The organism is Akkermansia sp. KLE1798 (genome assembly GCF_001580195.1).
In the GTDB taxonomy this organism is placed as follows: Bacteria; Verrucomicrobiota; Verrucomicrobiia; order Verrucomicrobiales; family Akkermansiaceae; genus Akkermansia; species Akkermansia biwaensis.
This window is the reverse complement of record NZ_KQ971074.1, coordinates 1-24,689: the sequence shown is the minus strand read 5'-3', so window position 1 is coordinate 24,689 and position 24,689 is coordinate 1. Positions and strand designations below refer to the sequence as shown.

The 24,689-nt window shown below is 55.0% G+C and carries 24 protein-coding genes; 9 read left to right on the top strand and 15 right to left on the bottom strand.

Features of this window, described 5'->3' with window-relative positions:
• Positions 1-1,027, bottom strand: a 1,027-nt coding sequence (locus HMPREF3039_RS14045) for an RHS repeat domain-containing protein (protein WP_167506829.1), incomplete at its 3' end; no start/stop codon positions are given.
• A gap of 172 nt (positions 1,028-1,199) precedes the next feature.
• Here HMPREF3039_RS14045 and HMPREF3039_RS14040 point away from each other — a divergent pair.
• Both HMPREF3039_RS14040 and HMPREF3039_RS14035 read left to right on the top strand, forming a co-directional pair.
• Entirely contained in the window at positions 1,200-1,628 is a 429-nt protein-coding gene (locus tag HMPREF3039_RS14040; protein ID WP_067951890.1) for a hypothetical protein, read from the top strand.
• A gap of 83 nt (positions 1,629-1,711) precedes the next feature.
• The gene (locus HMPREF3039_RS14035; protein WP_197457877.1) at positions 1,712-2,023 is read left to right on the top strand and encodes a hypothetical protein; all 312 of its coding nucleotides are present in this window, start codon (positions 1,712-1,714) and stop codon (positions 2,021-2,023) included.
• Between the two features lie 277 nt (positions 2,024-2,300).
• On the opposite strand, the gene HMPREF3039_RS02610 is transcribed toward HMPREF3039_RS14035, so the two are convergent.
• The 5 genes from HMPREF3039_RS02610 to HMPREF3039_RS02590 form a co-directional block, all read right to left on the bottom strand.
• Positions 2,301-3,326, bottom strand: a complete 1,026-nt coding sequence (locus HMPREF3039_RS02610) for a D-alanine--D-alanine ligase family protein (protein ID WP_067572877.1) — start codon at positions 3,324-3,326, stop codon at positions 2,301-2,303.
• Between the two features lie 133 nt (positions 3,327-3,459).
• Positions 3,460-4,617 carry a phosphotransferase enzyme family protein gene (locus tag HMPREF3039_RS02605; protein WP_067572875.1) on the bottom strand — a complete coding sequence of 386 codons (1,158 nt, stop codon included), beginning with the start codon at positions 4,615-4,617 and terminating at the stop codon, positions 3,460-3,462.
• Between the two features lie 37 nt (positions 4,618-4,654).
• Positions 4,655-5,707, bottom strand: coding sequence for a GTPase ObgE (obgE, locus tag HMPREF3039_RS02600; protein WP_067572873.1), 1,053 nt, complete (start codon positions 5,705-5,707; stop codon positions 4,655-4,657).
• 84 nt (positions 5,708-5,791) lie between these two features.
• Positions 5,792-6,292, bottom strand: a complete 501-nt coding sequence (locus tag HMPREF3039_RS02595) for a DUF805 domain-containing protein (protein WP_067572871.1) — start codon at positions 6,290-6,292, stop codon at positions 5,792-5,794.
• A gap of 89 nt (positions 6,293-6,381) precedes the next feature.
• Positions 6,382-6,807, bottom strand: coding sequence for a DUF805 domain-containing protein (locus HMPREF3039_RS02590; protein WP_067572869.1), 426 nt, complete (start codon positions 6,805-6,807; stop codon positions 6,382-6,384).
• 132 nt (positions 6,808-6,939) lie between these two features.
• On the opposite strand from HMPREF3039_RS02590, the gene HMPREF3039_RS02585 reads away from it, so the two are divergent.
• Positions 6,940-7,551 carry an FHA domain-containing protein gene (locus HMPREF3039_RS02585; RefSeq protein WP_067572857.1) on the top strand — a complete coding sequence of 204 codons (612 nt, stop codon included), beginning with the start codon at positions 6,940-6,942 and terminating at the stop codon, positions 7,549-7,551.
• Between the two features lie 21 nt (positions 7,552-7,572).
• Here HMPREF3039_RS02585 and HMPREF3039_RS02580 read toward each other — a convergent pair whose 3' ends face one another.
• Positions 7,573-8,121: a methylated-DNA--[protein]-cysteine S-methyltransferase gene (locus tag HMPREF3039_RS02580; RefSeq protein WP_067572855.1), complete on the bottom strand. Its 549-nt coding sequence runs from the start codon at positions 8,119-8,121 to the stop codon at positions 7,573-7,575.
• A gap of 147 nt (positions 8,122-8,268) precedes the next feature.
• Here HMPREF3039_RS02580 and HMPREF3039_RS02575 point away from each other — a divergent pair, with 147 nt between their 5' ends.
• Complete coding sequence (locus tag HMPREF3039_RS02575; RefSeq protein WP_067572853.1) at positions 8,269-9,192, top strand: glycoside hydrolase family 16 protein; 924 nt, start codon at positions 8,269-8,271, stop codon at positions 9,190-9,192.
• Positions 9,193-9,336: 144 nt separating this feature from the next.
• Here HMPREF3039_RS02575 and ilvE read toward each other — a convergent pair whose 3' ends face one another.
• A complete protein-coding gene (ilvE, locus tag HMPREF3039_RS02570) occupies positions 9,337-10,203 on the bottom strand; it encodes a branched-chain-amino-acid transaminase (RefSeq protein WP_067572851.1) in 867 nt (288 codons plus the stop codon).
• A 203-nt stretch (positions 10,204-10,406) separates the two neighbouring features.
• Between ilvE and typA the strand changes: the two genes are divergently transcribed.
• The 3 genes from typA (at position 10,407) to HMPREF3039_RS02555 (ending at position 13,455) form a co-directional block, all read left to right on the top strand.
• On the top strand, positions 10,407-12,242 hold the full coding sequence (gene typA, locus HMPREF3039_RS02565) for a translational GTPase TypA (protein WP_067572849.1): 1,836 nt from the start codon (positions 10,407-10,409) through the stop codon (positions 12,240-12,242).
• Between the two features lie 116 nt (positions 12,243-12,358).
• Positions 12,359-12,823 (top strand): polysaccharide pyruvyl transferase family protein, encoded by a 465-nt coding sequence (locus HMPREF3039_RS02560; protein WP_067572847.1) that lies wholly within the window; start codon positions 12,359-12,361, stop codon positions 12,821-12,823.
• Positions 12,824-12,852: 29 nt separating this feature from the next.
• Positions 12,853-13,455 (top strand): hypothetical protein, encoded by a 603-nt coding sequence (locus HMPREF3039_RS02555; protein ID WP_147550312.1) that lies wholly within the window; start codon positions 12,853-12,855, stop codon positions 13,453-13,455.
• Here HMPREF3039_RS02555 and HMPREF3039_RS02550 read toward each other — a convergent pair.
• From HMPREF3039_RS02550 to HMPREF3039_RS02520, 7 genes are all read right to left on the bottom strand, one after another.
• Positions 13,452-14,600, bottom strand: a complete 1,149-nt coding sequence (locus tag HMPREF3039_RS02550; RefSeq protein WP_067572843.1) for a hypothetical protein — start codon at positions 14,598-14,600, stop codon at positions 13,452-13,454. The genes HMPREF3039_RS02555 and HMPREF3039_RS02550 overlap by 4 nt on opposite strands.
• The gene (locus HMPREF3039_RS02545; RefSeq protein WP_147550315.1) at positions 14,597-15,775 is read right to left on the bottom strand and encodes a hypothetical protein; all 1,179 of its coding nucleotides are present in this window, start codon (positions 15,773-15,775) and stop codon (positions 14,597-14,599) included. Before HMPREF3039_RS02545 ends, HMPREF3039_RS02550 begins: the two co-directional genes overlap by 4 nt.
• Positions 15,776-16,068: 293 nt before the next feature.
• Complete coding sequence (gene fbaA, locus HMPREF3039_RS02540) at positions 16,069-17,100, bottom strand: class II fructose-bisphosphate aldolase (RefSeq protein ID WP_067572839.1); 1,032 nt, start codon at positions 17,098-17,100, stop codon at positions 16,069-16,071.
• A gap of 96 nt (positions 17,101-17,196) precedes the next feature.
• Positions 17,197-18,855, bottom strand: a complete 1,659-nt coding sequence (locus HMPREF3039_RS02535; protein WP_082770300.1) for a beta-N-acetylhexosaminidase — start codon at positions 18,853-18,855, stop codon at positions 17,197-17,199.
• 233 nt (positions 18,856-19,088) lie between these two features.
• Positions 19,089-20,378 (bottom strand): diaminopimelate decarboxylase, encoded by a 1,290-nt coding sequence (gene lysA, locus HMPREF3039_RS02530; protein WP_067572837.1) that lies wholly within the window; start codon positions 20,376-20,378, stop codon positions 19,089-19,091.
• A 4-nt stretch (positions 20,379-20,382) separates the two neighbouring features.
• On the bottom strand, positions 20,383-21,462 hold the full coding sequence (locus HMPREF3039_RS02525) for an AI-2E family transporter (protein WP_067982909.1): 1,080 nt from the start codon (positions 21,460-21,462) through the stop codon (positions 20,383-20,385).
• Between the two features lie 93 nt (positions 21,463-21,555).
• Positions 21,556-22,236 carry an HAD family hydrolase gene (locus HMPREF3039_RS02520; RefSeq protein ID WP_067572879.1) on the bottom strand — a complete coding sequence of 227 codons (681 nt, stop codon included), beginning with the start codon at positions 22,234-22,236 and terminating at the stop codon, positions 21,556-21,558.
• Between the two features lie 151 nt (positions 22,237-22,387).
• Here HMPREF3039_RS02520 and HMPREF3039_RS02515 point away from each other — a divergent pair, with 151 nt between their 5' ends.
• Both HMPREF3039_RS02515 and HMPREF3039_RS02510 read left to right on the top strand, forming a co-directional pair.
• Entirely contained in the window at positions 22,388-23,683 is a 1,296-nt protein-coding gene (locus tag HMPREF3039_RS02515; protein ID WP_067572833.1) for an APC family permease, read from the top strand.
• 693 nt (positions 23,684-24,376) lie between these two features.
• A partial coding sequence (locus tag HMPREF3039_RS02510) for a hypothetical protein (protein WP_156473590.1) occupies positions 24,377-24,689 on the top strand: 313 nt, incomplete at its 3' end.

Genomic DNA, 24,689 nt, shown 5'->3' with positions numbered 1-24,689 from the left:
TACGCATTCCTTTCTCTCCTCCCCCTGCCCAGGGGGAGGCTTGCAGAATGACGCGTCCCTGGCCGTCGTACTCGTAGCGGGTGTAGCCTCCGTCGGGCTTGATTTCTAACGAGACCCGGTACTGATCGTTGTACGTGTAGAGTGTTGTTTGGGCCAAGGGGGTATTGTAGCCTTCCGTGCTGCTGATAGTCAGCCAGCCTCCGTCGGTATACTTCTTCACCGTGCGTGTACTGTGGGAAGGCTGGGAATCATTGATACCCCTGACCGTTTCGATGCGCTCCCACTTGGAGTCGGGCAGGGAGTTGCGCTCAATCGTGCGCACGATGCGCTCATTCCCCTCCCCTTTGATGATGATCACTTTGTTGCCTTCTTCCCGGCGTTCAATGAAACGCGGTTCCTGCCCGGCCCTCCGGTTGGTAATGCGGGTTACCGTGACGCCTCCTTCCAGGGAAGTCTCATAGAAAGCCATTTTGTAGGGTTCTCCGGTGACGGTAAATTCTCCATCGTTAGTGGGAGAGACATTCCCGGGAACATACCACTCCAGGGTGAGGCTGTTGTTTCCGGGAATGCTTCGCATCAGCCCCTGGGCCTGGGAATAGACGCTGTTGAGATATCCATCCGGGTTGTAGGTGACTTGAACCTTTTTGGCATACTCCTCGGCAGACAGGATATTGCCCGAGGAACTGGTGACGAAGACAACCTCTCCGGTGGCTGCCGAGAAGCGCAGACTCATGCCGGAAGGAAGCACCATGTCCATGTAGGCGGGAGTACCCTGAGTATTGGGGGTGAGGTCTTGGTTGAGTAATCGTACCCGGTAATCCAGTTTTCTGGAGCTACCGACGGGAGAAGCGTCATTGCTGCCCGCTTCTGCCTTGAAATAGATGTGGCTTCCGGAGGGACGCTTGACGGTGACGCGCCGTTCGTCTTCAGAGAAAGAAGCGCTCCATGCCATGGGGTGGTTGTAGCGCATGGAGGGGCCGCTGTTGGAATTGAAGGTAAGAGGGATGGAAGAGCGCGCTATGCGCATGAACCTGGCCGGAGAGGGAGGCGGAGGAGTTCCTGCAGATGGGGGATTGATACATGCATCGCCTTGACAATCCTGTTCATTGTCGGGATCGCCCGGAGTGGGTTGTTGCTGAACGCAGTTTTCGTCACCTTCCTCGTCACAGTCGCAGGGGCACGGGCATGGTTCTTCCTCGGTGGGAGGTTCGCTGGAGGAAGAAGACAAAGAGCTGGAACTGGAACTGGAGCTGGAACTGGAACTGGAACTGGAGCTGGAGCTGGAGCTGGAGCTGGAGCTGGAACTGGAACTGGAACTGGAACTGGAACTGGAGCTGGAACTGGAACTGGAACTGGAGCTGGAGCTGGAGCTGGAACTGGAACTGGAACTGGAACTGGAACTGGAGCTGGAGCTGGAGCTGGAGCTGGAGCTGGAACTGGAACTGGAACTGGAACTGGAACTGGAACTGGAATGCGAATCGCTTGGTTTGGGATCAAACTCAAATTCCCCCTCTCCTGTAGAAGAGCTGCTTGAAGTCTCCTCCTCATCTTCATCCCGGCGTAGCTTGATCAGGGTGATGACTTCCTCTCCTTCCTTTTTGGGAGGAGTCGCATTGGGATTGAGGTAGGAATTGATGTCGGGCACATCCGCCTTGTCGGAGAGAATGGCAAGGCAGAACTCCTGTCCGGAGCCCAGGGCGGGGTGGTGTTCGTGGACGATTTGGAACCAGTAATATCCCTGTTCCAGCACGATGCTGTCCGGCTTCACGGAAAGGTCCTTTGCTTCCTTCGTGAACTCTACATTCTTAAAAGGAATGGACAGAGAGATGGAGGAATCGGCGGCCAGGGAAAGGAAATAGGTTCCGCCTTTGATGATCTTGAGGTACCCGGTCCATTCATGGCGTGTGTCGTCGGAAGCGGAACGTGGGGAGATGAGAACGGGAGCGGTGATTCCATTGACGTAGAAGTCGCCTTGTGGGAGGCCATTGGCGAACATGGGAACGAGGGGATAGCGGGGATCTAGGGTGTTGTCGGTATTGTTCATTGTCTTGTAAATCAGGATTGTTAAGTGATTTGCAGGCAATGTAGAACTACCGGTCGCCCAAATGAAAGACGCCTGATACGTTATTCCAAAAGACCCCCCCCTGGATTTTAATTCTCACAACAAAGCATGGTTAATTCCCATATTCATTTAAAAATAAGAATTTTCCTATCATAAAACCTACATAAAAATTACGGACAGGAATTTTTCCTGTCCGTAAATTAGAGAACGGTTTGTGTAGGGAAGGCGTGTGCCAGACTCAAATGAGCCACGTTCCGTATTGCTGAAGGCCCTTTTGCCTTCTCATGCTGTAGTCAAGGATATATTTGAGGATATCCGCCTGGGTGTAGCCGTGATGTGCGGCCGCCAGGCAGATGGAGCCGCTTTTGCCCAGGTGGCAGCAGATGTTCATTTCCAGAATGCGGCGTTCGCCCTTTTCAAAGTCGATCCTGTAGTCAATGCGGAAGTAGTCCATGGGTCCCAGGGCCGCCCAGACTTTCCGGACGTCTGCAATGATATCCTGCTCCAGATCGTGCACGGATACAAGCTGGTAGCCCAGATGGTCATGCAGTTTGAGGTCTTCCGTGATGATGTTGCCGGGTTTGTCGGACTTCGGCTGTACGAATCCCAGGATGACGGGTTCTTCTCCCCCCAGCACTGGAACAGTAACGTCAATGCCTTCGCAATATTGCTCCACAAGAACTTCATGCCCTTCTTCCATAAGGCGTTTGGCGCAGGAAGCCACAGCCTCCCAGGTGCCGCAGATGCTGTCTTCCCGGATTCCCCCGGAAGCGGCGCCAAAACGTTTTTTGACGAAATAGGGACCGGGGAAGGGGGCTTCCGCCGGAATTTCCCGGTCTTTGGAAAGTCCCATGCCCTCCGGCATGTTGAGGCCCAGGGAGCGGAAGACAAGCTTGGTCAGCAGTTTGTCTTCTGCAATGGCGCGAATGTTGGGAGGGGCGCCCAGGTAAGGGACCTGGATGAATTCGCAGTAGGAGGAGATGAAGATTTCCGGCTTGGCCATCTGGAACCTGTTCATCAGGGAGAAGACATAGTCCACGTTTCCCTTGGCGAATTGTACGGAGTACGGTTTGGAGGAGGAGACGACATCATAGCCTATGTCTTGAATGGCTTTGTAAATGTTGTAATGGTACTGGGGATAGCCTCCGTTGCCCGTGTAGGGTTTTTGGGAGAAGTCGGGGGCGTCGGGCGCATAGGGGGCCAGATACAGGATTCTTGCGGGCTTGCCGTAGGCGTTTAATTGAATTTCCGGGACTTTGAACATACGTGGCGGTGATTGTGTGGAATGTTTCTTGGATTATGGAAATTGCCGCCGTGTTCAAACAATATAAATAATAAGGGGCGGTATCACCGTCCCGGCGGAAGGAAGATGAAAAAGGAAAAGCGCCCGGGCCTTCCTATTTCCTGGTCAGGCCCCTTGCCAGCCTCTGGACATACTGCTCCATGGCTGGAAGTTCCTGTTCAATGCATTCCACCAGCTTAAGCTGGGTCCGGCAGCGGATGAGGTTGTGTCCGGGCCGGGAAACCTTGAAGTATTGGTCTCCTTCCAGATAATCCGTAAGGAAGCGGATGCCGATTTCCAGCGTGATAAGCTTTCCGGAAAAGGCGAGCTGGTCTATTTCCGCCTGAGTCAGGAATCCGTGCGCGGCATGCAGATAACCTTCCACAATGGATTGGAACATGGGCATGCGCATGCTGACTTTGCTCAGGTCTTCCTCATCTTCTTCCGTAGGCGGAGTAACGGTACGTACCATGTCCCCGAAATCGTACAGGACGAGGCCGGGCATGACCGTGTCCAGATCAATGACGCAGACGGCGTGGTCCGTGTCTTCATCCAGCATGACATTGTTGATCTTGGTGTCGTTGTGGGTGATGCGGGTGGGCAGTATTCCTGCCGTCTGGAGATCCAGCAGACGGTCTACGTCCTGCTCCCGCGCCCTGATGAATTCCAGCTCCGTCCGGCAGGAGGAAAGCCGCCCCCGGGGATCCTGCTCCGCCACTTCCATAAGACGGTTGTAACGGTTCCGGGTGTGATGGAAGCCGGGAATGGTTTCCACAATGTCGTCCGGATTCATGTCGCTGATCAGGTCCTGGAAAGACCCGAAGGCAAAACCGGCCTGATAGGCCTGGCGCGTGTTTTCCACCACGTCGTACGTGTGCGTGCCGGCCAGGTAGTTGTAGCAGCGCCAGATGCCGTCTCCGGGGATGTCTATGTAGTTGCGGCCGCCACGTGCCGGGTAGAGATTCAGGGTCTGCCCGGCGGAGTCTTTCACGCGGCGCAGCACTTTCCAGTTGATATGGCGGGTGACTTTTTCCACGTTGCGCATGACGGCCCTCGGGTCTTTGAAGACATAGTCGTTGATGCGCTGCAGAATGTAGGAGTCTTCCGTCCCGTCGCTTTTGCGGTAGGTGGCTTTGTAAGTGGTATTGATGTGGCCGCTGGGTATTTCCTTGCCGGTGACGAATTCCCCTTCAATGGCGAAGAGGTCTCCGATTCCGGCAATGCGGCACAGCAGCTGGTCGGGATCGGCTGGCGTGGAGAGCGGAGCGTTCATGGGGTTGTGTTTGAGGCAGTGTTGGGCGGAACGGGAATCAGTGGACGAATTTATAGCCTACGAGTTGATCGAGCTTGCTCTTGAGCTGTGCGATGCCGTCTCCGTTGAGAGCGGAAAGGGGGACCACGTCCACCTTCGGGAAGCGCAATCTGAAGCTGGCCAGGTTGTCTTCCGCACCTTCCAGGTCCATTTTATTGGCGACGACAAACCAGGGTTGTTTGGCCAGGTCTTCGCTGTAAAGTTTGATTTCCGTGCGGAGGTTCTGCAAGTCTTCAATGGGGTCGCGTCCTTCGCTTCCGGCCATGTCCAGAACGAAGACGAGCACCTTGCAGCGTGTGATGTGGCGCAGGAATTCGTGTCCCAGGCCGCGGTTGCGGTGTGCGCCTTCAATGATGCCGGGAATGTCCGCCACCACGCAACGGCGGAAACTGTTGAATTCCACCACGCCGATAATGGGTTGAAGTGTCGTGAACGGATAGTTGGCGACTTTCGGCTTGGCTGCGGAAATGTCGCCCAGCAGGGTACTTTTGCCGGCATTGGGGTAGCCCACGAGTCCCGCGTCCGCAATGCGGCGCAGTTCCATGAAAAAGACGCCTTCCTCCCCTTCCGTGCCCAGTTCCGCTTCCGTGGGGGCCTGGTTGGTGGCGGAACGGAAGTGCCAGTTGCCTTTGCCGCCGATGCCGCCCTGGCACAGCGTAAACCGGGTTCCTATTTCCGTCAGGTCCGCGATTTTTTCCAGTTCGATGCCGTCGCCTTCCCGCTCCAGCCACGTGGCTTCCGACATGGAAGAGGCATTGCTGCGGTAGATGATGGTGCCGGGCGGAACTTTCCCAATGACGGATTTCCCGTTTTTGCCGTGTTTTTTAGCTCCCTGGCCGCCTACGCCGTCCGTAGCGATCAGCTTGGGATCATAGAAAAAGGAACGCAGGTCATTCGTGTGCGGATCCACTTCCAGAATGACGCTACCGCCATCGCCGCCGTCCCCGCCGTCCGGGCCGCCCTTGGGCACGAATTTGGCCCTGCGGAAGCTGACCAGCCCGTTTCCTCCCTTTCCTGCCTTGGCAAATATGCGGATGTTGTCAACAAACATGGCTTGATCTTAGGCATTTTTGGCCCGAAAGCAAGACAAGTGCAGGACTGTACGTCCGTTTCCACGGCATGGGATTCATGCCACCTAGGGGGGTGGAATACGTCCGGGAGGGACAAGACCGGCCCGATTGCTGTCTTCCGGATATTTTTCCGAAGGGCCGTATTGGTTTGTTCCCCGCTGGCTGTCCTCGCAAAAAAAGATGATGAGAAGGATGGGGCCCGCCAGCGGAACCAGGTTCAGCAGAAGAAGTGCGCCGCTTTTATTGGTATCATGCAGGCGTCTGCATTCCACGGCCAGAGAAGGGAGCAGCGTGAAGAGCGCCCATAACAGCACCGGGCTTTCTCCTGCCAGAACATGGTTGAAAACCCTGGAGGGCGGCGTCAGGTTCAGCATAAGCGTCAGGCCGAGCATCCACAGGAGAAGGAAAATGACGGTTTGGCCCAGTATCCAATACCAATATTCCGAACGAGTGGCTCTTCCTGAAAAAACGGCGTATTTGGAGAGTACGGACTTGGTTGCGGTTATCAGGGTATAGCCCTTGAAGTCGGGATTTTGAAAGATGTGCTTATGGATGGGCGTGTTCATGTCTTAACGTTTCCTCTGGGCGTTTCCATATATCTGCCGGAAATCATGGCTGTTCCGGCATGCGTTGCCTGTCATAAATTCAGCTGGTTTTATTTTTTGGAAAAAGCTTTTCCAGCACCGGAGAATGGATGGTCGGGATATTTTTCCGAGGGACCATACTGGTTCGTACCCTTTTGACTGTCCGCAAGACACAGGATCAGGATAATCAGGAACCCGATTCCGGGAAGGAGCAGCAGGCAGCTGTACCATCCGCTTTTTCCTGTATCGTGAAGACGGCGGAAGATTACGGCCAGGGTAGGGATGAACAGCAGGATTCCCAAAACCCCTCCGCTGTTGCCTCCGAATATAAACGAAGGCTTCCAGCCCAGGATGGAGCCGAGCAGAAAGCAAAATAGCATCCAGTACCAGAATTCAGACAAGACGGCGCGGCCGGAAAAGCGCGCGTATTTGCGGAAAACACTTTTGACGGCTGTGACCAGGTTGTAGCCGTTAAAAGAAGGAGAGAGGGGGGGCATGAATTTATTAAATCACTTGCAGTCAGAGGTGTCAATAGAGGGTATTGGTGCGGCTTTTCCCCCCATGGAATGCGTGCAAACGGTCTTTTGGATTGAAAAGAAGTACCGGCATGGCATCATCTGTCGCAAATCATGCCCCGCCTTTCCATCCTGCTGCCCGACGGCTCCGAGAAAACCATCGTCCTCCCGAAAAACGGCGAATATTTCGCCCGCATCGGTCGGGATGAACATTGTGAAATTGCCATTCCTTCCCCTTCCGTATCAGGAGAACATGCATTGCTCCAGTACAAGGACGGCGGTTATGTCATTGAAGACCTTGGTTCGACCAATGGTGTCAAAATCAACGGCCTGACTCCCATGGGGCCTGCCGCCCTGTATGAAGGGGACGATATTATTCTGGGAGAAGTGCATTTGAAGTTTTCTGAAGAACCGGGTTCCCTTCCGGCCTCCGGAACGGACGGAGGGAACAGACAGGAAGAATACTTTTCTCCCGCCATGCAGAATTTGCAGCAGCTTGCGGACCAGGCTACCCGCACGGCCCGGAAAAATTACATGTGGATGGCTTTGTACGCCGTTCTGATGTTTTTCCTGGCGCTGTTCGCCGGGCTGACTTACAAGCATTACAAGGTTACCGGAGAACTCCTTCCTTTGCAGTGGCTGGGCATTGAGTCGCCCAAGGACGCCCTGAAATCCCTTGAGAATCAGGAAAACCAGGAGAATCAGGAGGAAGCTCCGCAGGAATAGGCTTTTTTCAGTTTTCCCGCCTTAACAGGTGGAGGAAAGGTCCCGGGACATGTGTTGCTCTTCCGGAAGGGGCAGGAAGGAAGATGTCGCCCCCTGTTCCAGTTCAAGCAGGTATTGCTTGATGGACAACCCTCCTGTATACCCGGTCAGTTTTTTGTTGGCGCCGATGACCCTGTGGCAGGGAATAATAATGCTTATGGGATTGTGCCCGTTGGCTCGGCCTACGGGGCGGCAGGCAGACGGCCTGCCCGTTTGCCGGGCGATGTCGGCATAGCTTCTCGTCTCCCCGTAGGGAATGGTCAGAAGAGCCTGCCAGACGGCTTCTTCAAAGGGAGTGCCCTGCGGAGCAAGCGGCAGGTCAAAAATGCGGCGGGTTCCCCGGAAATATTCGTCAAGCTGTCCGGCGGCCTCTTTCAGCAGGGGAGTATCCTTCCATCGCAGTTGCTCCGGCCGCACCATGTGTCCCCAAAAGATATGCGTGATGGCCGTTCCGTTTTCCACGATGCCGACCGGCCCCAGGGGCGTTTGATGGAGCATCGCCCAGCATTTCTCCGGAAAATTTGTATTCATGGATGGAATATAACACAGGCAGGAGGCCATTTCTCCTTAAATTTTTACCAGGGCCTGAACAGGCTCGCTCCGGAATTTTCAATGGCAAGCATGCATGGGCTGGATTTTGATTGAAAGGCGGACCCTTCAAGTACAGTATTGGTCCATATGATGAAGAAAGGCCTGTTTGCCGTATTGCTGGCGGCGTGTCTGTGCACGTCCGGAAAGGGAGAAAACGTCAATCCTCCCAAGACCCTGCCGGGCGGCTGGGTGTACGTGTGGGGCGACGAGTTCAACGGCACCAAGATCAACCCCAAGAAATGGCAGCCGGAACTGGGTGTTGTCCGCAACCAGGGTTCCCAGCAGACATATACCGCACGCCCGAAGAATTTGCGCGTGAAAGACGGCAATCTGGTGCTGGAGACCCATTTTGAGAAGTTTGCCAACATCAATTACAAGAAAAGCAACGCGGAATGGATTAAAAACACCAAATTCATGCCTTATACTTCCGGCTCCGTCAGCACGCTTAAAACGAAGACTTTCCTGTTTGGCAGACTGGAAGTCCGCGCCAAGCTTCCCAACAAGGCCAAGGGCATCTGGCCCGCTATCTGGCTGCTGGGCAAGAACAAGTGGGGATGGCCCACCAACGGGGAAATTGACATGATGGAAAATATTTCCCAGCAGCCGGACGTGGTTTATTCCACCTTCCATCTGAGCCCGGACGGCGTCTCCAAGAAAGACGCCTCACGCGGCGGCACGGTGAAGATCAACAATCTTTCCGACGATTTCCATATTTACGTTATGGAGTGGGACAAGGACAGCATCAAGCTGATGGTGGACGACAAGCTGGTAAAGTCCATCGACCTGAATACCACAAATTACGCGAATGGGGCGGGCAATCCCTTCCGCACGCCCTTTTACCTGATCCTCAATTCCGCCGTAGGCGGCAACTGGTGTGAAAAAGCTCCCCAGGACGGCACGGGATATCCGGTCGAGTTCCTGATTGACTACGTGCGTTTTTACCAGACCAAGGAACACATGGAGCAGGCCAAGCAGTTTGACCCGGAAACCGGTCTGCCGAAGAAGCAATAAGCCTGTTTTTTCCATATTCCGATGCAAGGGGTTGGAACAGTTCCTCCCCTCTCATTCAGGATTAACTTTTAAGGAATCCTCCTGAAAGAAAAAGCCGCTCTTCCCGGAAAGAAGAGCGGCTTTATGGTTGAAAAGGAAACGGAATTAAAATTCCGTGCCCGTGTGCTGGGTCAGTTCCTGGAAGCGCGCCAGAATGCGGGCGGTCACGGGCCCGATTTTGCCGGAACCCAGTTCGTAGCTGTCCAGTTTGGTGACGGGAACGCATTCCGCGGCCGTTCCGGTCAGGAAGCATTCGTCCGCGCACGTGACCGTGAAGCGGTTCATGGTTTTTTCTTCCGCCGGGATTTGCTGTTCACGGCAGATTTCCAGAACCACGCGGCGGGTGATGCCGTCCAGCGCACCGTCCGTCACCGGGGGCGTATAAACGGTACCGTCCTTCACGATGAAGATGTTGTCCCCCGTGCATTCCGCCACGTTGCCCTGGTCGTTCAGCATCAGGGCTTCCGCCGCTCCCTGGCGCACGGCTTCCACCTTGGCCAGGATATTGTTGAGGTAATTGAGGGATTTCACCTGCGGACAAATGGTGTCCGGACGATTGCGGCGGATGGAACTGGTGATCAGGGACAGGCCGTTTTCATAAACTGCCGGATCGTACAGGGCTATTTTATCCGCGATGATATAAACGCAGGAACGCTTGCAGTTGAAAGGATTGAGGCCCAGGTTGCCGATGCCGCGCGTGACTACCAGGCGGATATAGCCGTCGTCCAGGCCGGAGGCCGCCGCGGTTTCGCAAACGGCTTTGGACAGTTCCTCCTTGCTGTAGGGCATGTCCAGCAGCAGGTAATGGGCGCAGTTGAACAGGCGGTCCATGTGGTCTTCCAGCCGGAAGACGCGCCTGTTGTAAAAGCGGATGCCCTCAAAAATACCGTCGCCGTAAAGTGTGCCATGATCAAACACGGAGGTCTTGGCTTCCTCCTGTTCCACTAGCTTGCCGTCTAACCAAATCTTCATTGTCGTTTAAAATTAGGAAATTGTTTGTGCCGGAGCAGGATAGCCGCATTTGTCCGCCGGGGAAAGCTATAAATTCACGCGTGAGGGAAAAGTTCCGTCAATCACGGTCCTTCACGGAAGCCTCGCGCGCGCGAAATTATTATGACGGTATTCGTGGAGCAGGCTTGACATTTATTTTCCCGTGCCTTTAGCTCTCGCGCGAAATGTCAGATCCTTCCAAGTTCCGCAATCTCGCCATCATCGCTCACGTTGACCATGGAAAAACGACCCTGGTTGACCAACTTCTGCAGGCGGGCGGCGCCTACCGGGCCAACCAGGCCGTGCAGGAACGCGCCATGGATTCCATGGATCTGGAACGTGAAAAAGGCATCACGATCAAGGCGAAGAACACTTCCATCCTCTGGAACGGATACACCATCAACATTGTTGATACTCCAGGACACGCCGACTTCGGCGGTGAAGTGGAACGCGTGATGAAGATGGTGGACGGCGTTCTTCTGGTGGTGGATGCTTTTGAAGGGCCGCAGGCCCAGACGCGCTTCGTGCTCCGCAAGGCTCTCCAGGAAGGATTGATGCCTATCGTGGTGATCAACAAGATCGACCGTCCGCACGCCGATCCCGCCGCCGTGCATGACCAGGTGCTGGAATTGTTCCTGGAACTGGGCGCTACGGATGAACAGTTTGAAGCCCCCTTCGTGTACGGGTCCGCCCGCGACGGCTATTTCATGAATTCCATGGAAGGGGAGCCCCCCGTGGACTGCACACCCCTCCTGTTCAAGATTGTGGAACATATCCCGGCACCGAAGGACGCCGACCCGGAAGGGGAGTTCAAGATGCTCGTTTCCAACATTGACTGGGATGATTATGTGGGCCGTGTCGCCATTGGCCGCATCACTTCCGGTTCCGTAAAGAAGGGAGACACCGTCTGGCTCCACCAGAGCGGGGGAGTTTCCGTTTCCGGCAAGGTTACCCGCATGTTTGAATATTCCGGACTGGGCACCACGGATTCCGCCGTGGGCGTGGCGGGCAATATTGTGGGCGTAGCGGGGTTTGAGAACGTAAATATCGGTGAAACCCTCGGCGGTTCCCAGGAGACGGAACCGTTGCCATTCGTGGCGATTGACCCGCCTACGATTTCCATGGAATTTTCCATCAACAACGGTCCCTTTGGCGGCCGTGACGGCAAGAACGTCACTTCCCGTGTGATTCGCGACCGCCTGATGCGGGAGATGCGTACGAACATTTCCATCCAGGTGGAGGATACGGACAAGGCTGGCGTGTTCTCCGTTTCCGCCCGCGGGGCCATGCAGATTGCCGTGCTTGTGGAAACCATGCGCCGTGAAAATTACGAGCTGTGCGTTTCCCGTCCCACCGTGATCATGAAAAGGGATGAGAACGACCGCCTGACGGAGCCGTACGAGACGATTTACGTGGAAGTGCCGGACGAATATTCCAACGGCGTCATGAAGCTCCTGAACGCCCGCAAGGGACAGATGGAAGACATGGTATGCAAGGAGGGCACGGGCCATACCTTCATCCAGGCGTACATCCCCACCCGCGGCATCATCGGGTTTGAATTCGAGCTGGTGAACCTGACGTCCGGCCACGGCATTTTCTCCCACCTGTTCCGGGATTACGGCCCCTACGCCGGGGAAATCACCACGCGCACCACGGGCACGCTTGTTTCCATGGAAACGGGAGTTTCCACTCCCTTCGCCCTGGCCGCCCTGGAAGAGCGCGGGCGCCTGTTCGTGGGGCCGCAGGAGGACATTTACGAAGGGCAGATCGTGGGTGAAAACCCGCGCCAGATGGACATGCCCGTGAATCCGTGCAAGGAAAAGCATTTGAACAACATCCGTTCCGCCACGAAGGGGGACGGCATCCAGCTTTCACCTCCCGTCAACTTCTCCCTGGAACGCGCTATTGAATACATTGAAGCGGATGAACTGGTAGAGGCTACTCCTCATTTCATCCGCCTGCGCAAGCGCATCCTGAACGCCAACGACCGCGTGAGGGAGTCCCGCAAAGCCGGCAACTAGCCGCCCGGAATAGGGAACGAATGGCCCCGTATCTGGGATTGCGTCCCCGTTGATGTTGAGATAGGATAGGGATCATGGACGATAGCCGGATTCCTTCTTCCTCAGCCTCCGTGCGCATGCTTACAGAAATTTTGCGTGAGTTGGGCCCCTTCCTTTACATGATCAACCAGGGCAATGTAGGGGACGCATTGATTGCGGCATCCACCGTTGCCCTGTTTGAAAAGGAGGGGCTGCCCTTCATTCCCTGCGGGCAGAATCTCCCTTCCGGCATGGAGGAAATCGTCCTTGTGTATGGCGGCGGCGGAGGTTTTGTTCCCTGGTTCGGCATGTTGCCTCATTATGTGCAGCTTTTCTCCGATTCGCGTATCCGGAGGTGCGTGATCCTTCCGCAGAGTTTCAGGGAATGTGATGAACTGGTGGACGTATTGGACGAGCGTTTTACCGTATGCTGCCGGGAACGCGCCAGTTATGAGTATTGCCTGTCCCGGAATGGGCGGGCGCGTTTCCTGCTGGCAGATGATATGGCGCTGGTGGCAGACGCCGGGATGTTGAAAAACGGCGCATTCCCCTGCCGCTTCTGAAAATGGAGGAACGGGCATGGGGCAAATGCATGAAAAGAGATATAAAGGTTTCCCTGGTCGCGCTGGAGGGAGGTGGAAAACTGGCCGTCTGCCTGCGCCGTGATCCGGAAAGCACGGGCCGGGCGGAAGCTCTGGCCTCCCTTCCCCTGAATACGGATATTTCCCTGTATTTCATGCGTGTGATTGATGACATACCCCATGCCTTTGCCTATACCAGGTGGCTTTTAAAGGCGCTGGATCAGGCGGACGTTATTTTGACGGACAGGTTGCATGTAGGCATTTCCGGAGCGCTTCTGGGCAAGGAGGTTTTTTTGATGGACAACGTTTACGGCAAGATTTCCGGAATTTATGAATTGTCCCTGCGGGAACGTTTTCCCCGCCTGCATGTATTGAATGAGTTGAATGAATTTCCCTGGGTGGACAAGGTTTTGGCCGCTCCGGATATGGCCCGCTGCCGGAAAAAGAAAGCGGCGTACGCCCGGAAGATAGGGAAGGCCGCCACTTTGTCCAAATACCTTTATTACCGCAAGGAGGAGAACGGAGTGCTCCGCATCAAAGTCTGCGGATTACGGGTCTGCAAGAAACGGCTGGGGCCTCCTCCGGTGGGGAAGGCGGGAACTTCTTCCCTTTAATGTCTGGACCACTGGAAAGACTGGGAGAATCGTTTGCGGAGGTAAAGGAGGCAGAGGCGGTGTTTTTCCTGTTGTGTCAGGGCGTTGGAAATCGGGATAAGACTCTCCGTTTCCTTCCTGAAATGCGGATCTTGCAGCATACTCAGAACCAGGAATCGGACAGGGTCTTTCCGGAAGGGCGCCAGATTGAAAACTCCGGAGAATAGGGAAAGTTTTTCCAGCAGAAAAAGCTGCGAAATGGTGCGGCGGCATTTCGCATACCTGCCGCAGTTTTCCACACGTTCCAGACAGACGTTTAGCGCCTTATACGCCGGAGGATAATCCGCAATAATGGCGGTTTTCCGGGACCGCGTCAAGTCAAGACCATGCATTTGAAAACGGGTGGTTTCCGTTTCACAGCCTTGAAGGATGTGGGATTCCAGGTGAAAAGCGCAATATTCTGTTTTATCCCGTCTGGTGAAGCTGGGATGGTTGATTTCACAGGAAGTGGAATAGTAGTAGGAAGAAAACAGGCCGTTTAACGCCAGAATGCTTCCGGCATCCAGAAAGGGAAAGAAGTTCAGATATCCTTCATTACCATAAAAATCAGAGAGGGTGGAGTCCATCCAGACGAATTCCTTGTGCTGTTCTACTGCAAATTTCCGGCAGAGCTCTCTGCGGCCATCCAGCAGTTCCCGGCTACCCCAGTGGGAGCCGCAGTTGTTATGAAACAGATGGGTGACAGGTATGTTCGCCTTTTCCAGTTCTGCAATGGTGCACAGAGAATCCACCCCCAGGGAGCCACCCGTGCCGATGCGGAAGCCGGGAATGGAAGGAAGTGTTTCCACACGAACTTCTTCAGCGAGTCTAATGGGTTTCAGAAAAGATCCTACTCCCGTCAGAATATGGGCGAGAAGTCGTATGCCGAAGTGGTACAGACGCGGGGAGATGGCAGGAAGGACGCGCACCTGCCCGCCTTGCTGGGAAATCCAGGGTAGCAAGGCCACAAGGGCTCCGTCCGCCCTGCGGGGATCCAAAAAGTCACGGAAACGGGAGTCTACCGTAAATGAAAGCGTGCGGGGCGCCTGCCCGTCCTGAAGAATAGGGTAGGAGATGGTGACCGTATCTCCCTCTGTCTGTATGGATGGATGATCAATCGTGATCATGAACGTTGAAAAAGCCGGCGAATTTTAGATCCCATACCGGTTGGCGGAAGATCCTTTTCCGCCAGCCGCCGTTCCAGGGTGGTCACCCACGGCTCTTTCCCCAAGCCGTTGGCCTTGGCATGCTTGAGTATTTCCTGGGCATAGAGAACACGGAAAGGTCGGTTGAACTGAATTTGGGAGATGTCTTCATTCATGGCGTTACGCGGCATGCAGGCTATCCTGTCTCTGGGTACTCCCATGGCCATGAAGTTCATGATCGTCAGGCGGCATTTGGTGCATATGCCGCAGTTGCCGGAAGCGTCTTCCCCTTCCCAGCAGCACCTGAGCAGAGACATGGCCTTGTCCCATTGGGCCACGACAGCGGCCTTTTCCGTACGGTCGTATCCCATTCCGTCCGTAACGGCCTCCTTGCTGTGGGAGCCAAGGTAATGGTCCGTGATAGGGTTGGAAGCCCAGGGATAGGAGAAGGAATCATAGGAGCCTTCACTGCCGGCCATAAAATAGCCGAAGCGGGAGGTGAAAACGCGCATGCCTCCCATCAGCATGGTGTGGTAGGTCATTTCATAATCCATCCCCATTTCTCGGAAATTGGTCCGGAGGCGGTAGAATTGGCGGATGCCAATGTCTTCCAGCAGTTCATTCGCTTTGGAGAAAGCCTTGTCAAAATGCTCCTGGTTGCTTTCCGCAATGTCTGCTCCCTGGAACATCACGCAGGCCGTCAGATTCAGCGCTTGAGGGCCTGCCAGTCCTTTCCGGTGGCGGTAGGCGGTGAAACAGGCGTCCAGACCTCCGGAAAAGCAAGAGATGGCTTCTTCCCGCTGGGGAACGGTGGAGTCATCACGCATGGCAGAGCTTCTGATGGTGATGCGGTGGAATGTTTCAGGCATCCAGCGGTTCCAGGCTTCTGCGTAGCGGTCCAGATTAACCAGCAGGGAACGGGAGAGGCACCCCGGTCCCGTAACGGAGAATTCGCCTCCCGTTTCCATCATTTTATGGATGAAGAAAATGCACCAGGCGTCCGCTAGGTCGTCTTCGTCAATGTCCACGTTCCCGGTTGATTCAATGTCCATGTATTGATGAATTTTCCGATCTGCGGCTGTGGAGAGGACTGCTTTCAGCGTGGTTCGGTGCGGGGAGTGTACCTCGGGGGGAAGAATGCGGAGTTCGTGAGTCATGCCGGAACGGAGTTGGTCTTAAAGACAGACGAACCTTAACGGATAAGAAATCCGCAGACAATATGTTTTTTTGAGGGAGAAGGGGTAGCGGCAGAAGGGGAGAGAATGGAAGAAAGAATGGAAAAAAACGCCCTATACATTTTTCTTCCAAACTCTCTGTCGAATGAATGGTTCAGAGAAAATGTTCTATTCCCGTCCGGTTGGCGGATTTCTTATCCGCTATCTGCAGAACGAAAAAATGCCCGGTTTCTTTCGGGAAACCGGGCATTGCATCAAAGCCGTTGAAAGGCTGTTCAGATCTTGCCGAACAGGGTCTTGCCGGCGGACATGAGGTTGTCTGCGGCTTCCTGGAGACGGGCGGCAACGCCCTTTTCACCCTTGGCGAGATAGGAGCGGGGATCGTAGTCCTTCTTGTTGCCGACTTCACCGTCAATCTTGAGCACTCCGTTGATGTGCTCGCAGATATGGGTGACGATCGGGCGGGTGAAGGCGTACTGCGTATCGGTGTCGATGTTCATCTTCACCACGCCGTAGGAGACGGCTTCACGGATGTCGGACAGTTCGGAACCGGAACCGCCGTGGAAGACGAGGGGCATGCGCGCTTCTTCGCCGTGCTTGGCGGCTACGGCGTCCTGGCCGTCGCGCAGGATGCTGGGCTTCAGCTTGACGTGGCCGGGCTTGTAGACGCCGTGAACGTTGCCGAAGGTGGCCGCAAGCATGAATTTGCCGATCGGAGCCAGGGCTTCGTAGGTCATCAGCATGTCTTCCGGAGACGTGTAAAGCTTGTCGGCCGGGTGGCCGGAATTGTCCACGCCGTCTTCTTCACCGCCCACGACGCCGATTTCAATTTCAAGGACGATGCCCAGTTCGGCGCATTCCTTCAGCAGTTCCTGGGAAAGCTTGAGGTTTTCGGCCATGGGCAGGGTGGAGGCATCCAGCATGTGGGAGTTGAAAAGGGGAGCTTCACCCCGTTCCACGCGGCGGCGGGATTCGGCCAGGAGGGGACGCAGGAAGGTATCTACGTGTTCGGGCTGGCAGTGGTCCGTGTGCAAGCCTACGAGCACCTGGTGCTCTTCAGCCAGGCGGCGGGTGGCTTCCGCCAGAACAATGGCGCCGATGGCGGAGCTGCCGACGGAGGTGCCGGAGGCGAATTTGCCGCCGCCGATGGAAACCTGGATGATGCCGTCGCTCTTGGCTTCGGAGAAGGCGCGGAGGGCGCCGTTGATCACTTCAATCGTGGTTACGTTAACGGCAGGGTAGGCGTAGCCTTCCTTCTTGGCCGTTTCAAGCATGGTGATGTATTGTTCTGGTGTGGCTATTGGCATAACGGGGTTATGATAGGCGCTTTTTCAGGGAAGGGCAAGACTGAACTCCGGCGCTCGCGGTACGGCGCGGCGTCCGTGATTTTTCTGGGGTTCCGTTTACTCGCGGATCATTTTGGCATCCGGCTGCGCCGGGTCTCCGGAGTCCGTCCGGTAGTTGATCTTCAGGGCATCCAGGAAAGGCTTGTGTTTGTCTAGGCGTTCCTTGAAATCAGTGAAATCCTTGCGGTCGGCCGGGGTCCATCCCAGTTCCGCCATGGCGAACATGCGGGGAAAAACCATGTATTGCCACTTGGCCAGCGTGGTCATGTATTCGCTCCAGCAGCTGGCCTGGACGCCCAGGACGTTTTTCTCCTCCTCCCTGGTAAGTCCGGAAGGAATGGGGTTCATATTGTACACCTTTTGCAGGGGGATGGTGGAGAAGGTGGCCATTTCGTACTCCGGGCCTTCCGGATGGGGGCCTTCCTGCCGGATGAGATAGGTGCTTTCAAAGGGCGTCATGATGACTTTGTTTCCTTTCTTGATGGCTTCCCTGGCAATTCCCGGCTGGTGCCACACCATCAGAATGGCTGTTTTAGAAAGCCCTCCTTCCCGTATTTCATCCCAGCCGATCATCTGCCGTCCTCGGGAGCGGACGGATTTTTCCACGCAGTGGATGAAGTAGCTCTGAAGCTCCTGTTCGTTTTTCAGCCCGTTCTTTTTCATAACAGCCTGGGCTGTTGCGGAGTTTTTCCACTGCTGCTTCGGTGCTTCATCTCCTCCCATATGAATGTAGGGGGAATTCGGAAAAAGCTGGCAGACCTCTTCTATGATGCCGTCAATGAATTTGAAAGTGGCTTCTGTGGGGCTGAACGTAAAGGGCAGGATTCCCCAGCGTGTTGCGACGCGTGGCTTGTATCCGGGAATGTCGCTGTTGCCGAATTCGGGATAGGCGGTGATGGCTGCGGCTGCGTGCCCCGGCGTTTCTATTTCCGGAACAATGGTGATATGCCTGTTTCTAGCGTAGTCCACCAGTTCCTTCACTTCCTTTTGAGTGTAAAAGAAGGTAAAGGGTTTGCCGTCTCCCTTGTTGCGGTTGCCGGGAACGGGGCTTTCCGGGCGGGTGGCTCCGATGGAAGTGAGCTTCGGGTACTTTTTGATTTCCAGGCGCCAGCCCTGGTCTTCCGTCAAATGCCAGTGAATGGTGTTTACCTTGTATTGCGCCAGCAGGTCGATTATGCCTTTCAGTTCTGTTACGGAAAGAGGGTTGCGGCCGCTGTCAATCATGATGCCCCTCCATGAAAAACGGGGGCTGTCCGTCACATTCATGCAGGGAATGGCCCATTTCCCCGCCGCGTCTTTTGTCAGGGATTGCTTGAGGGTTTGGGCCGCATAAAAGGCTCCGGCCGGGGAAGTGCAGGAAATGGTGATTCCCTGTGTAGTGACTTTAATGGAATACCATTCCGGAGAAAGGGAGGAATTCTTTTTCAGGAGTATCTGCACGGCATTGTTCGCGTTCTGCACGGGCACCGCCTTGATTTGATGAATATTGTTGGAAAAACCGGTCAGAAAGGAGGACAGGCACGCTTTGTCCCCTGCTTTGAGGATGGGCAGGCTGTTGTTGATTAAAAATCCCGGCTTGTCCTTTTCTACGGACAGCGCTGCCGGAAGGGGAATAATGGCGGGATTGCCCTCTACAGGGCCGGAAGGAAGGGAAAGGGCCGCGGGCACGAACAGGAGAACGGTGGCAAGAAGAAGGTTTTTGGGAAGCATGAGCATGGAATAAGTGAATCGCCTAGCGAATAATGCATTTTTCCGGGCATTGCAAGGAAACTCCCTGGGAAGCCGTTTTTGCCGGACAGGTGAAAGGGCCGCTCCGGAAAAGCGGAGTGGCCCTGTGAATGGATCAGTGGTCTGGGGAAGGGAAAGCGGTCAGGAAAAGCCCCTGATACCGTTGGGGTGGTAACGGGTTTGAAAAAAAGGCGGTTTCCGGCACGCTCCCGTAAACGGGACTATTCGGGGATGATTTCCCCGGCAATGAGGTCTTCCCAGGTCTGGCGGCGGCGGATGACGTTCCATTGGCTTCCATCTACCAGTACCTCTTCCGCCATCGGACGGGAGTTGTAGTTGGAAGACATGGAAAAGCCATAGGCTCCGGCGGAAAGAACGGCCAGCAATTCTCCCTGCCGCACGTCCGTCATTTTCCTGTCCTGGGCCAGGAAGTCCCCGGATTCGCAGATGGGCCCCACGACGTCCGCTGTGATGCAGGATTCCGAGAGATGCTCCCTGACCGGAATAATTTCATGGTATCCCTGATAGAGGGCCGGGCGGATGAGGTCGTTCATTCCCGCGTCCACTATCTTGAAAGTCTTTGCCTTGCCTGATTTTTCATACAGGCAGCGCGTGATGAGGGCTCCGGCGTTGCCGACGATCAGACGTCCCGGCTCCACAATGATATGCAGCCCCAGAGGCTGAAGGACGGGAACGACGGCCTGGGCGTATGTGCTCAGCGTAAGCTGGGCGCAATCCTCGTTCCACCATTCCTGAACGCCTGATTCCAGGGAGTTCTGGTAAACAATGCCGATACCGCCGCCGATGGAGAAGAATTCAATGCCGTGCTTTTCCTTCAGCCGTGCGGCCAGGGGCGCCACTTTCCTGACGGCCTCCATAAAGGGCTTTGCCTGGGTGAGCTGGGAGCCGATGTGCATTTGCAGCCCCTTCAGATGGACGTGCGGCAATTCGCGGGCGGTCATTTCATACAGGGACTCGATCTGTTCGAAATCCACCCCGAATTTGTTCTCCGACTTGCCGGTGGTGATATACTTGTGCGTGCCCGCCTCCACGTTGGGGTTGACGCGGACGGCTACCGGGGCCGTGAGGTTCATGGAGGCGGCAATATCGTTGATCGCTCGCATTTCCGCCTCGGATTCCACGTTGAAGCAGTAAATGCCCTGCTCCAGGGCATAGCGGATTTCCTTTTCCGTCTTTCCTACGCCGGCGTACGTGCATTTTGCCGGATCTCCTCCGGCCTTGATAACGCGGAAGAGTTCTCCGCCGGACACGATGTCGAATCCCGCTCCGTTGCGGGCCATGAGGTTCAGAATGGCAATGTTGGAGCACGCCTTCACCGCATACGCTACTTCCGCGTTCAGCGGCTCCAGGGATTCCCTCAGGCGGTGGAAGTGGCTCAGAATGGTATGTTTGCTGTAAACGTACAGGGGAGTCCCCTCCTTGTCCGCCAGTTCTTGGAGGTTGACGTTTTCACAGTACAGCAAGCCGTTTTTGTAAGCGAATGAGTGCATGGGTTTATTCCTTGTTGATGTTTTCGTTTGTTTTCCCGGAATGACGAGGAGGGAGCGGGAATCTGGATACGGGGGGATTGTCAACGAGCTGGGCGATCCACGCCAGATCCTTGGAGCTTTCCAGGCCCAGCTTCACCAGCATGGTGATGGGGACGGCCAGAAGCATGCCGATAGGCCCCCATACCCAGCCCCAGAAGATGACGGAGAGAAGGACCATGCTGGTGACGATCCCGAACTGGCGTCCCAGCAGCATGGGCTCCAGGCAGTTGCCCAGGGCCGTGTTGATGAGCAGGTACCCTCCCGCCACGATGATGCCCGCCGTGGGGCTGATGAGCAGCAGGGCCAGCAGCGTGGGGGGAATGGCGGCGATGATGGAGCCGAACGTGGGAATGAAATTGAGCGCGAAAGCCACGATGCCCCAGAGCAGGGGGAAGTCCACCCCCATGTAATAGCAGAGCAGGAAAGCCAGCAGACCGGTGAGGGCGCTGATGAATGTCTTGATGACCAGGTATTTCTGGACACCTTCAAGCGCTTTGGAGAATTTGCGGATACCCGTGTCGCTGTTGCTTCCCAGCTTGTTGATGTTTGCCCGGAATCTGGGGGCTTCCCCCAGGAAAAAGGTCATCAGAATCAGGATCAGGGTGGTGAAGGTGAGCATGGAGGCCAGTTGCCCCATGACCCCGGTGGAAAGAGCCACAATGCGCTGGCTGTTGAGGATGTCGGGAATTTCCTGCAGCATCTGGTCCGCCAGATTGTTCCAGTCCCTTTCAATCAGGAAGGCGCGGAATTCGTGGACTTTTTCAAACAGTAGAGGATAATATTTGGCATTGATGGTCTTGGCCAGGTCCTGCCCCAGATACTGGGCCAGATAACCGAGGCCGACCAGGACGCCGAAGTCCATGATGACCGTAAACAGGACTGCCAGCCAGTGCGGAAAACGGAGCTTGTTTTTGAAAAATGTGGTGATCGGGTAACTGACGATCGCCAGAAACCCGGACAGGACGATGGGGAGTAGCACCTGCTTGCCTGCCTGAAGCCCGGCCGTGATAATAATGGCGCTTGCCAGCATAAGCAGGATTTTCAAGCCTTCTTTTCCGGGTTCTTTCTGAGGAGTCATCAATGGATTGGGGTGAAATGAGCCGGATAATGTTGGTCGAATTTGCCGGGGATTGCAATATCAAAGGGCTGCATTTTGATGATTTGCATCAGCGGCGTGCTTTCGGAAAAAGGGTTCCAGGTCTGCAAACCGCGTCAGCAGCCAGTCGGGGCGGCGTTCTTCCAGTCCCTTGACGTTGGCTCCGGGAGCCCATCCCGCGGCAATAATGCGGACGGGTACGGCACGGCATGCGTCCACGTCCGACGGGGAGTCTCCAATGTAAACCGCTTCCCGTGCGGAAGCTCCCAGGCGTTCCAGAGCCCGGTTGATGCGGTCCGTTTTTACGCCGCCTTCCGGAGAACCCGTTTCCAGCACGGGAAAAAAACCGTCCAAATGAAAAAACTTGAGGGAAATATCCGCACTTTCCCTGCGTTTGCCCGTAACCATCGCCAGACGAATGCCGCTGTTGCGGAGACTGTGGAGCAATTCGACCGTGCCGGCAAACGGAGCGGGAGCCATTTCCGCATGCAATTCCTGATAATAATGGATAAACAATTCGCGCCCGCGTTCGTGCCATTCCGGTTTGCCGGGAAACAGCTTCCGGATGACGCCTAAATCGTCCGGACCGAAATTCCGTTCTATTTCCCTATCTGTCAGGACTCTTCCGTCCAGATCATTTACCGCCCGGCGGAAAGCTTCCAGGCACAAGGGGATCGTGTCTGCAAGGGTGCCGTCAAAATCGAAAATGGCAGTCTTGATCATCTGGCCGTACCCTACATGCCGCATCCCGCAGGTTCAAGGGGAAAGCCGTGCCGGAATAGTCATGATGACAGAGGCCCTCGGATGGGCGGGAGACGTGTCATGCCGCGTGCAAAGATCAACGTTCCGGCGGCTGGCAGCCTCTAATTCCTTTATGCAAGGAGCGGCTCCCAAAGTTTATTTGTCCCTGTGGAACGTCATTGCATTGGGGATAGGCTCCATGGTGGGAGCGGGCATATTCGCCCTGATGGGTCAGGCGACCCTCATGGCGGGCAAAAACGTGTACTGGTCCTTCCTGATTGGCGGAGTGGCCGCCCTGCTTTCCGGTTATACCTATGCGCGCCTCGGGTCCCGTTATCCCGGTTCCGGCGGCATTATGGATTATTTCAACAAGGGATTCTCCCACAAAACGCTGGCCGGGGCCCTCACACTGATTTATCTGGGCACGCTGGTCATCACGGTGGCCCTGGTGGCCAAATCCTTCGGGGCGTACGCTTCCCGCCTGTTCCTGCCGGATGAATCCGTCACGGTGTTTACTACGGGTCTTTTTTCCAGTATTGCCATTCTGCTGCTTGGGGCGCTGAACATGGGAGGCGTCAAGGCCGTCGGCAAGTCGGAAGTGGTGCTGGTAGCCTTCAAACTGCTGATTCTGACCATCCTGATGCTCGCCAGCTTCGGTTCTTCCGTGCCCGTTGGGGCGGACGTCATTCCCGTCAAGGGCCTGGACGGACTGCTGGGAAGCGTGGGCCTCACCTTCTTTGCCTTTGCCGGATACGGCATGATGGCCAACACGGCCGGCAATCTTCAAAATCCCGCCAGGACGCTTCCCCGCGCCATCTTTCTGGCGATCGGCGTTGTGATGGTTTTGTATCTGGTGCTGTCATACGTAGTTCTGACCAATGTCTCCGCGTCCTCCCTGGACAAGCATGCGGAAACCGCCGTGGCGCAGGCGGCCTTTCCTGTTTTGGGCGTATGGGGATTCGTGGCCGTATCCGTGGCGGCCCTGATTGCGACGGCATCCGCAATCAACGCCACAATGTTCAGCATGCTGGACATTTCCAGGGGATTGGCCCGCAACGGGCAGTTGAACGCCATGTTCAAACAGCCTTTCTGGGGAAGGGGAACGCAGGGCTTCTTCTATCTGCTGCTGGGTATTCTGGTGCTGACCAACGCGTTTAATCTTGTCGCCATCGCCAACCTTGCGGGGGCCTGTTTCCTGATCAGTTATCTGGCCGTATTCGTGGCCCACTGGCGGCTGCGGAAGGAGACGCACGGAAACGCCCTGCTGATCATTGCCGGATTTGTCTTGATGCTGGGCATTCTGGCGGCCTTCTTCTACCAGATGTTTTTCAGCCAGCCTTACCTCATTCCGCTGATCGTGCTGTTTGTTGCCGGCTGCTTTATACTGGAAATCGTAATCCGGAAAAAGATTGGGCCCAAGGGCGCCTGAGGGTGGAATCTGATCTGAAAAGGATTTGGTTTGAGGAATTCTTTTCAAAACGCTCCCTGTGGGAAAACTTTCCTTTTGCTCTGGAAAAAATCTGACTATTAAGCTGAGGGATCATTGATTAATGATAGCTTAAATGGTCGTGAAAAGATGTGGGACATTCGTGTAGCGCATGGCAGTGCTAAGGCCATATCTTTTTTATTTTAATATATTTTCTGATTTGAAGCGGTGCTTGTAAAGAGCCTTATCATAAGAACAGATGGATTGCGGCATTTCATGGATGGGATACAGGGAGTGATTTCTTGGGGAAGTGGATTTTCCTGAATCAGACGGTATCATATTTCCAGTCAGCTAGAAGAACCGTGGTTCTGGGAAGGTGATTAATCAATGCGACTGTTCTTTTGCGATCTTAATTAATGAGTTCTTCACTTGGGCACATTGCTCAAAAACTGCCCTGACTGCTGGCCAAAAAGCCCGCTCCCTCTGTATCCTTTCTTCTCTTAAAAACGGGGGTGTTCACACGTAAACGTATAAGGCGTGGAAACCCTTGTGGCACAAATTATTGCCATAATCATTCAAGGTAAGTTGCCTGTAATGTCCTCTCCCTTTTATCCCTTGTGCCGTTGAATTAAACAACTAATTCTGATCCTGATTTTTACATTTTTCAAATCATTCAAAAACCTAAGTTACAAGACAATGAACAATACCGACAACACCCTGGATCCCCGCTATCCCTTCGTTCCCATGTTCGCCAATGGCCTCCCACAAGGCGACTTCTACGTCAACGGAATCACCGCTCCCGTTCTCATCTCCCCACGCTCCGTTTCCGATGACACTCGCCATGAATGGACCGGATACCTCAAAATTATGAAAGGCGGAACCTATTTCCTTTCCCTGGCCGCCGATTCCTCCATCTCCCTGTCCATTCCCTTCAAGAATGTGGAACTCATCCAAGAAGCAAAAGACCTTTCCGTCAAGCCGGAGAGCGTCGTACTGGAACAGGGGTATT

Excerpts from the sequence above, each read along its gene's own strand:
- lysA (WP_067572837.1), bottom strand. The coding sequence starts at position 20,378 with ATGCACTCATTCGCTTACAAAAACGGCTTGCTGTACTGTGAAAACGTC.
- HMPREF3039_RS02555 (WP_147550312.1), top strand. The coding sequence starts at position 12,853 with ATGAAAAGAGATATAAAGGTTTCCCTGGTCGCGCTGGAGGGAGGTGGA.
- HMPREF3039_RS02590 (WP_067572869.1), bottom strand. The coding sequence starts at position 6,807 with ATGCCCCCCCTCTCTCCTTCTTTTAACGGCTACAACCTGGTCACAGCC.
- typA (WP_067572849.1), top strand. The coding sequence starts at position 10,407 with ATGTCAGATCCTTCCAAGTTCCGCAATCTCGCCATCATCGCTCACGTT.
- HMPREF3039_RS02550 (WP_067572843.1), bottom strand. The coding sequence starts at position 14,600 with ATGATCACGATTGATCATCCATCCATACAGACAGAGGGAGATACGGTC.
- HMPREF3039_RS02575 (WP_067572853.1), top strand. The coding sequence starts at position 8,269 with ATGATGAAGAAAGGCCTGTTTGCCGTATTGCTGGCGGCGTGTCTGTGC.
- HMPREF3039_RS02585 (WP_067572857.1), top strand. The coding sequence starts at position 6,940 with ATGCCCCGCCTTTCCATCCTGCTGCCCGACGGCTCCGAGAAAACCATC.
- fbaA (WP_067572839.1), bottom strand. The coding sequence starts at position 17,100 with ATGCCAATAGCCACACCAGAACAATACATCACCATGCTTGAAACGGCC.
- ilvE (WP_067572851.1), bottom strand. The coding sequence starts at position 10,203 with ATGAAGATTTGGTTAGACGGCAAGCTAGTGGAACAGGAGGAAGCCAAG.
- HMPREF3039_RS02595 (WP_067572871.1), bottom strand. The coding sequence starts at position 6,292 with ATGAACACGCCCATCCATAAGCACATCTTTCAAAATCCCGACTTCAAG.
- obgE (WP_067572873.1), bottom strand. The coding sequence starts at position 5,707 with ATGTTTGTTGACAACATCCGCATATTTGCCAAGGCAGGAAAGGGAGGA.
- HMPREF3039_RS02535 (WP_082770300.1), bottom strand. The coding sequence starts at position 18,855 with ATGCTCATGCTTCCCAAAAACCTTCTTCTTGCCACCGTTCTCCTGTTC.
- HMPREF3039_RS02520 (WP_067572879.1), bottom strand. The coding sequence starts at position 22,236 with ATGATCAAGACTGCCATTTTCGATTTTGACGGCACCCTTGCAGACACG.
- HMPREF3039_RS02605 (WP_067572875.1), bottom strand. The coding sequence starts at position 4,617 with ATGAACGCTCCGCTCTCCACGCCAGCCGATCCCGACCAGCTGCTGTGC.
- HMPREF3039_RS02560 (WP_067572847.1), top strand. The coding sequence starts at position 12,359 with ATGCTTACAGAAATTTTGCGTGAGTTGGGCCCCTTCCTTTACATGATC.
- HMPREF3039_RS02515 (WP_067572833.1), top strand. The coding sequence starts at position 22,388 with ATGCAAGGAGCGGCTCCCAAAGTTTATTTGTCCCTGTGGAACGTCATT.
- HMPREF3039_RS02610 (WP_067572877.1), bottom strand. The coding sequence starts at position 3,326 with ATGTTCAAAGTCCCGGAAATTCAATTAAACGCCTACGGCAAGCCCGCA.
- HMPREF3039_RS02580 (WP_067572855.1), bottom strand. The coding sequence starts at position 8,121 with ATGAATACAAATTTTCCGGAGAAATGCTGGGCGATGCTCCATCAAACG.
- HMPREF3039_RS02545 (WP_147550315.1), bottom strand. The coding sequence starts at position 15,775 with ATGACTCACGAACTCCGCATTCTTCCCCCCGAGGTACACTCCCCGCAC.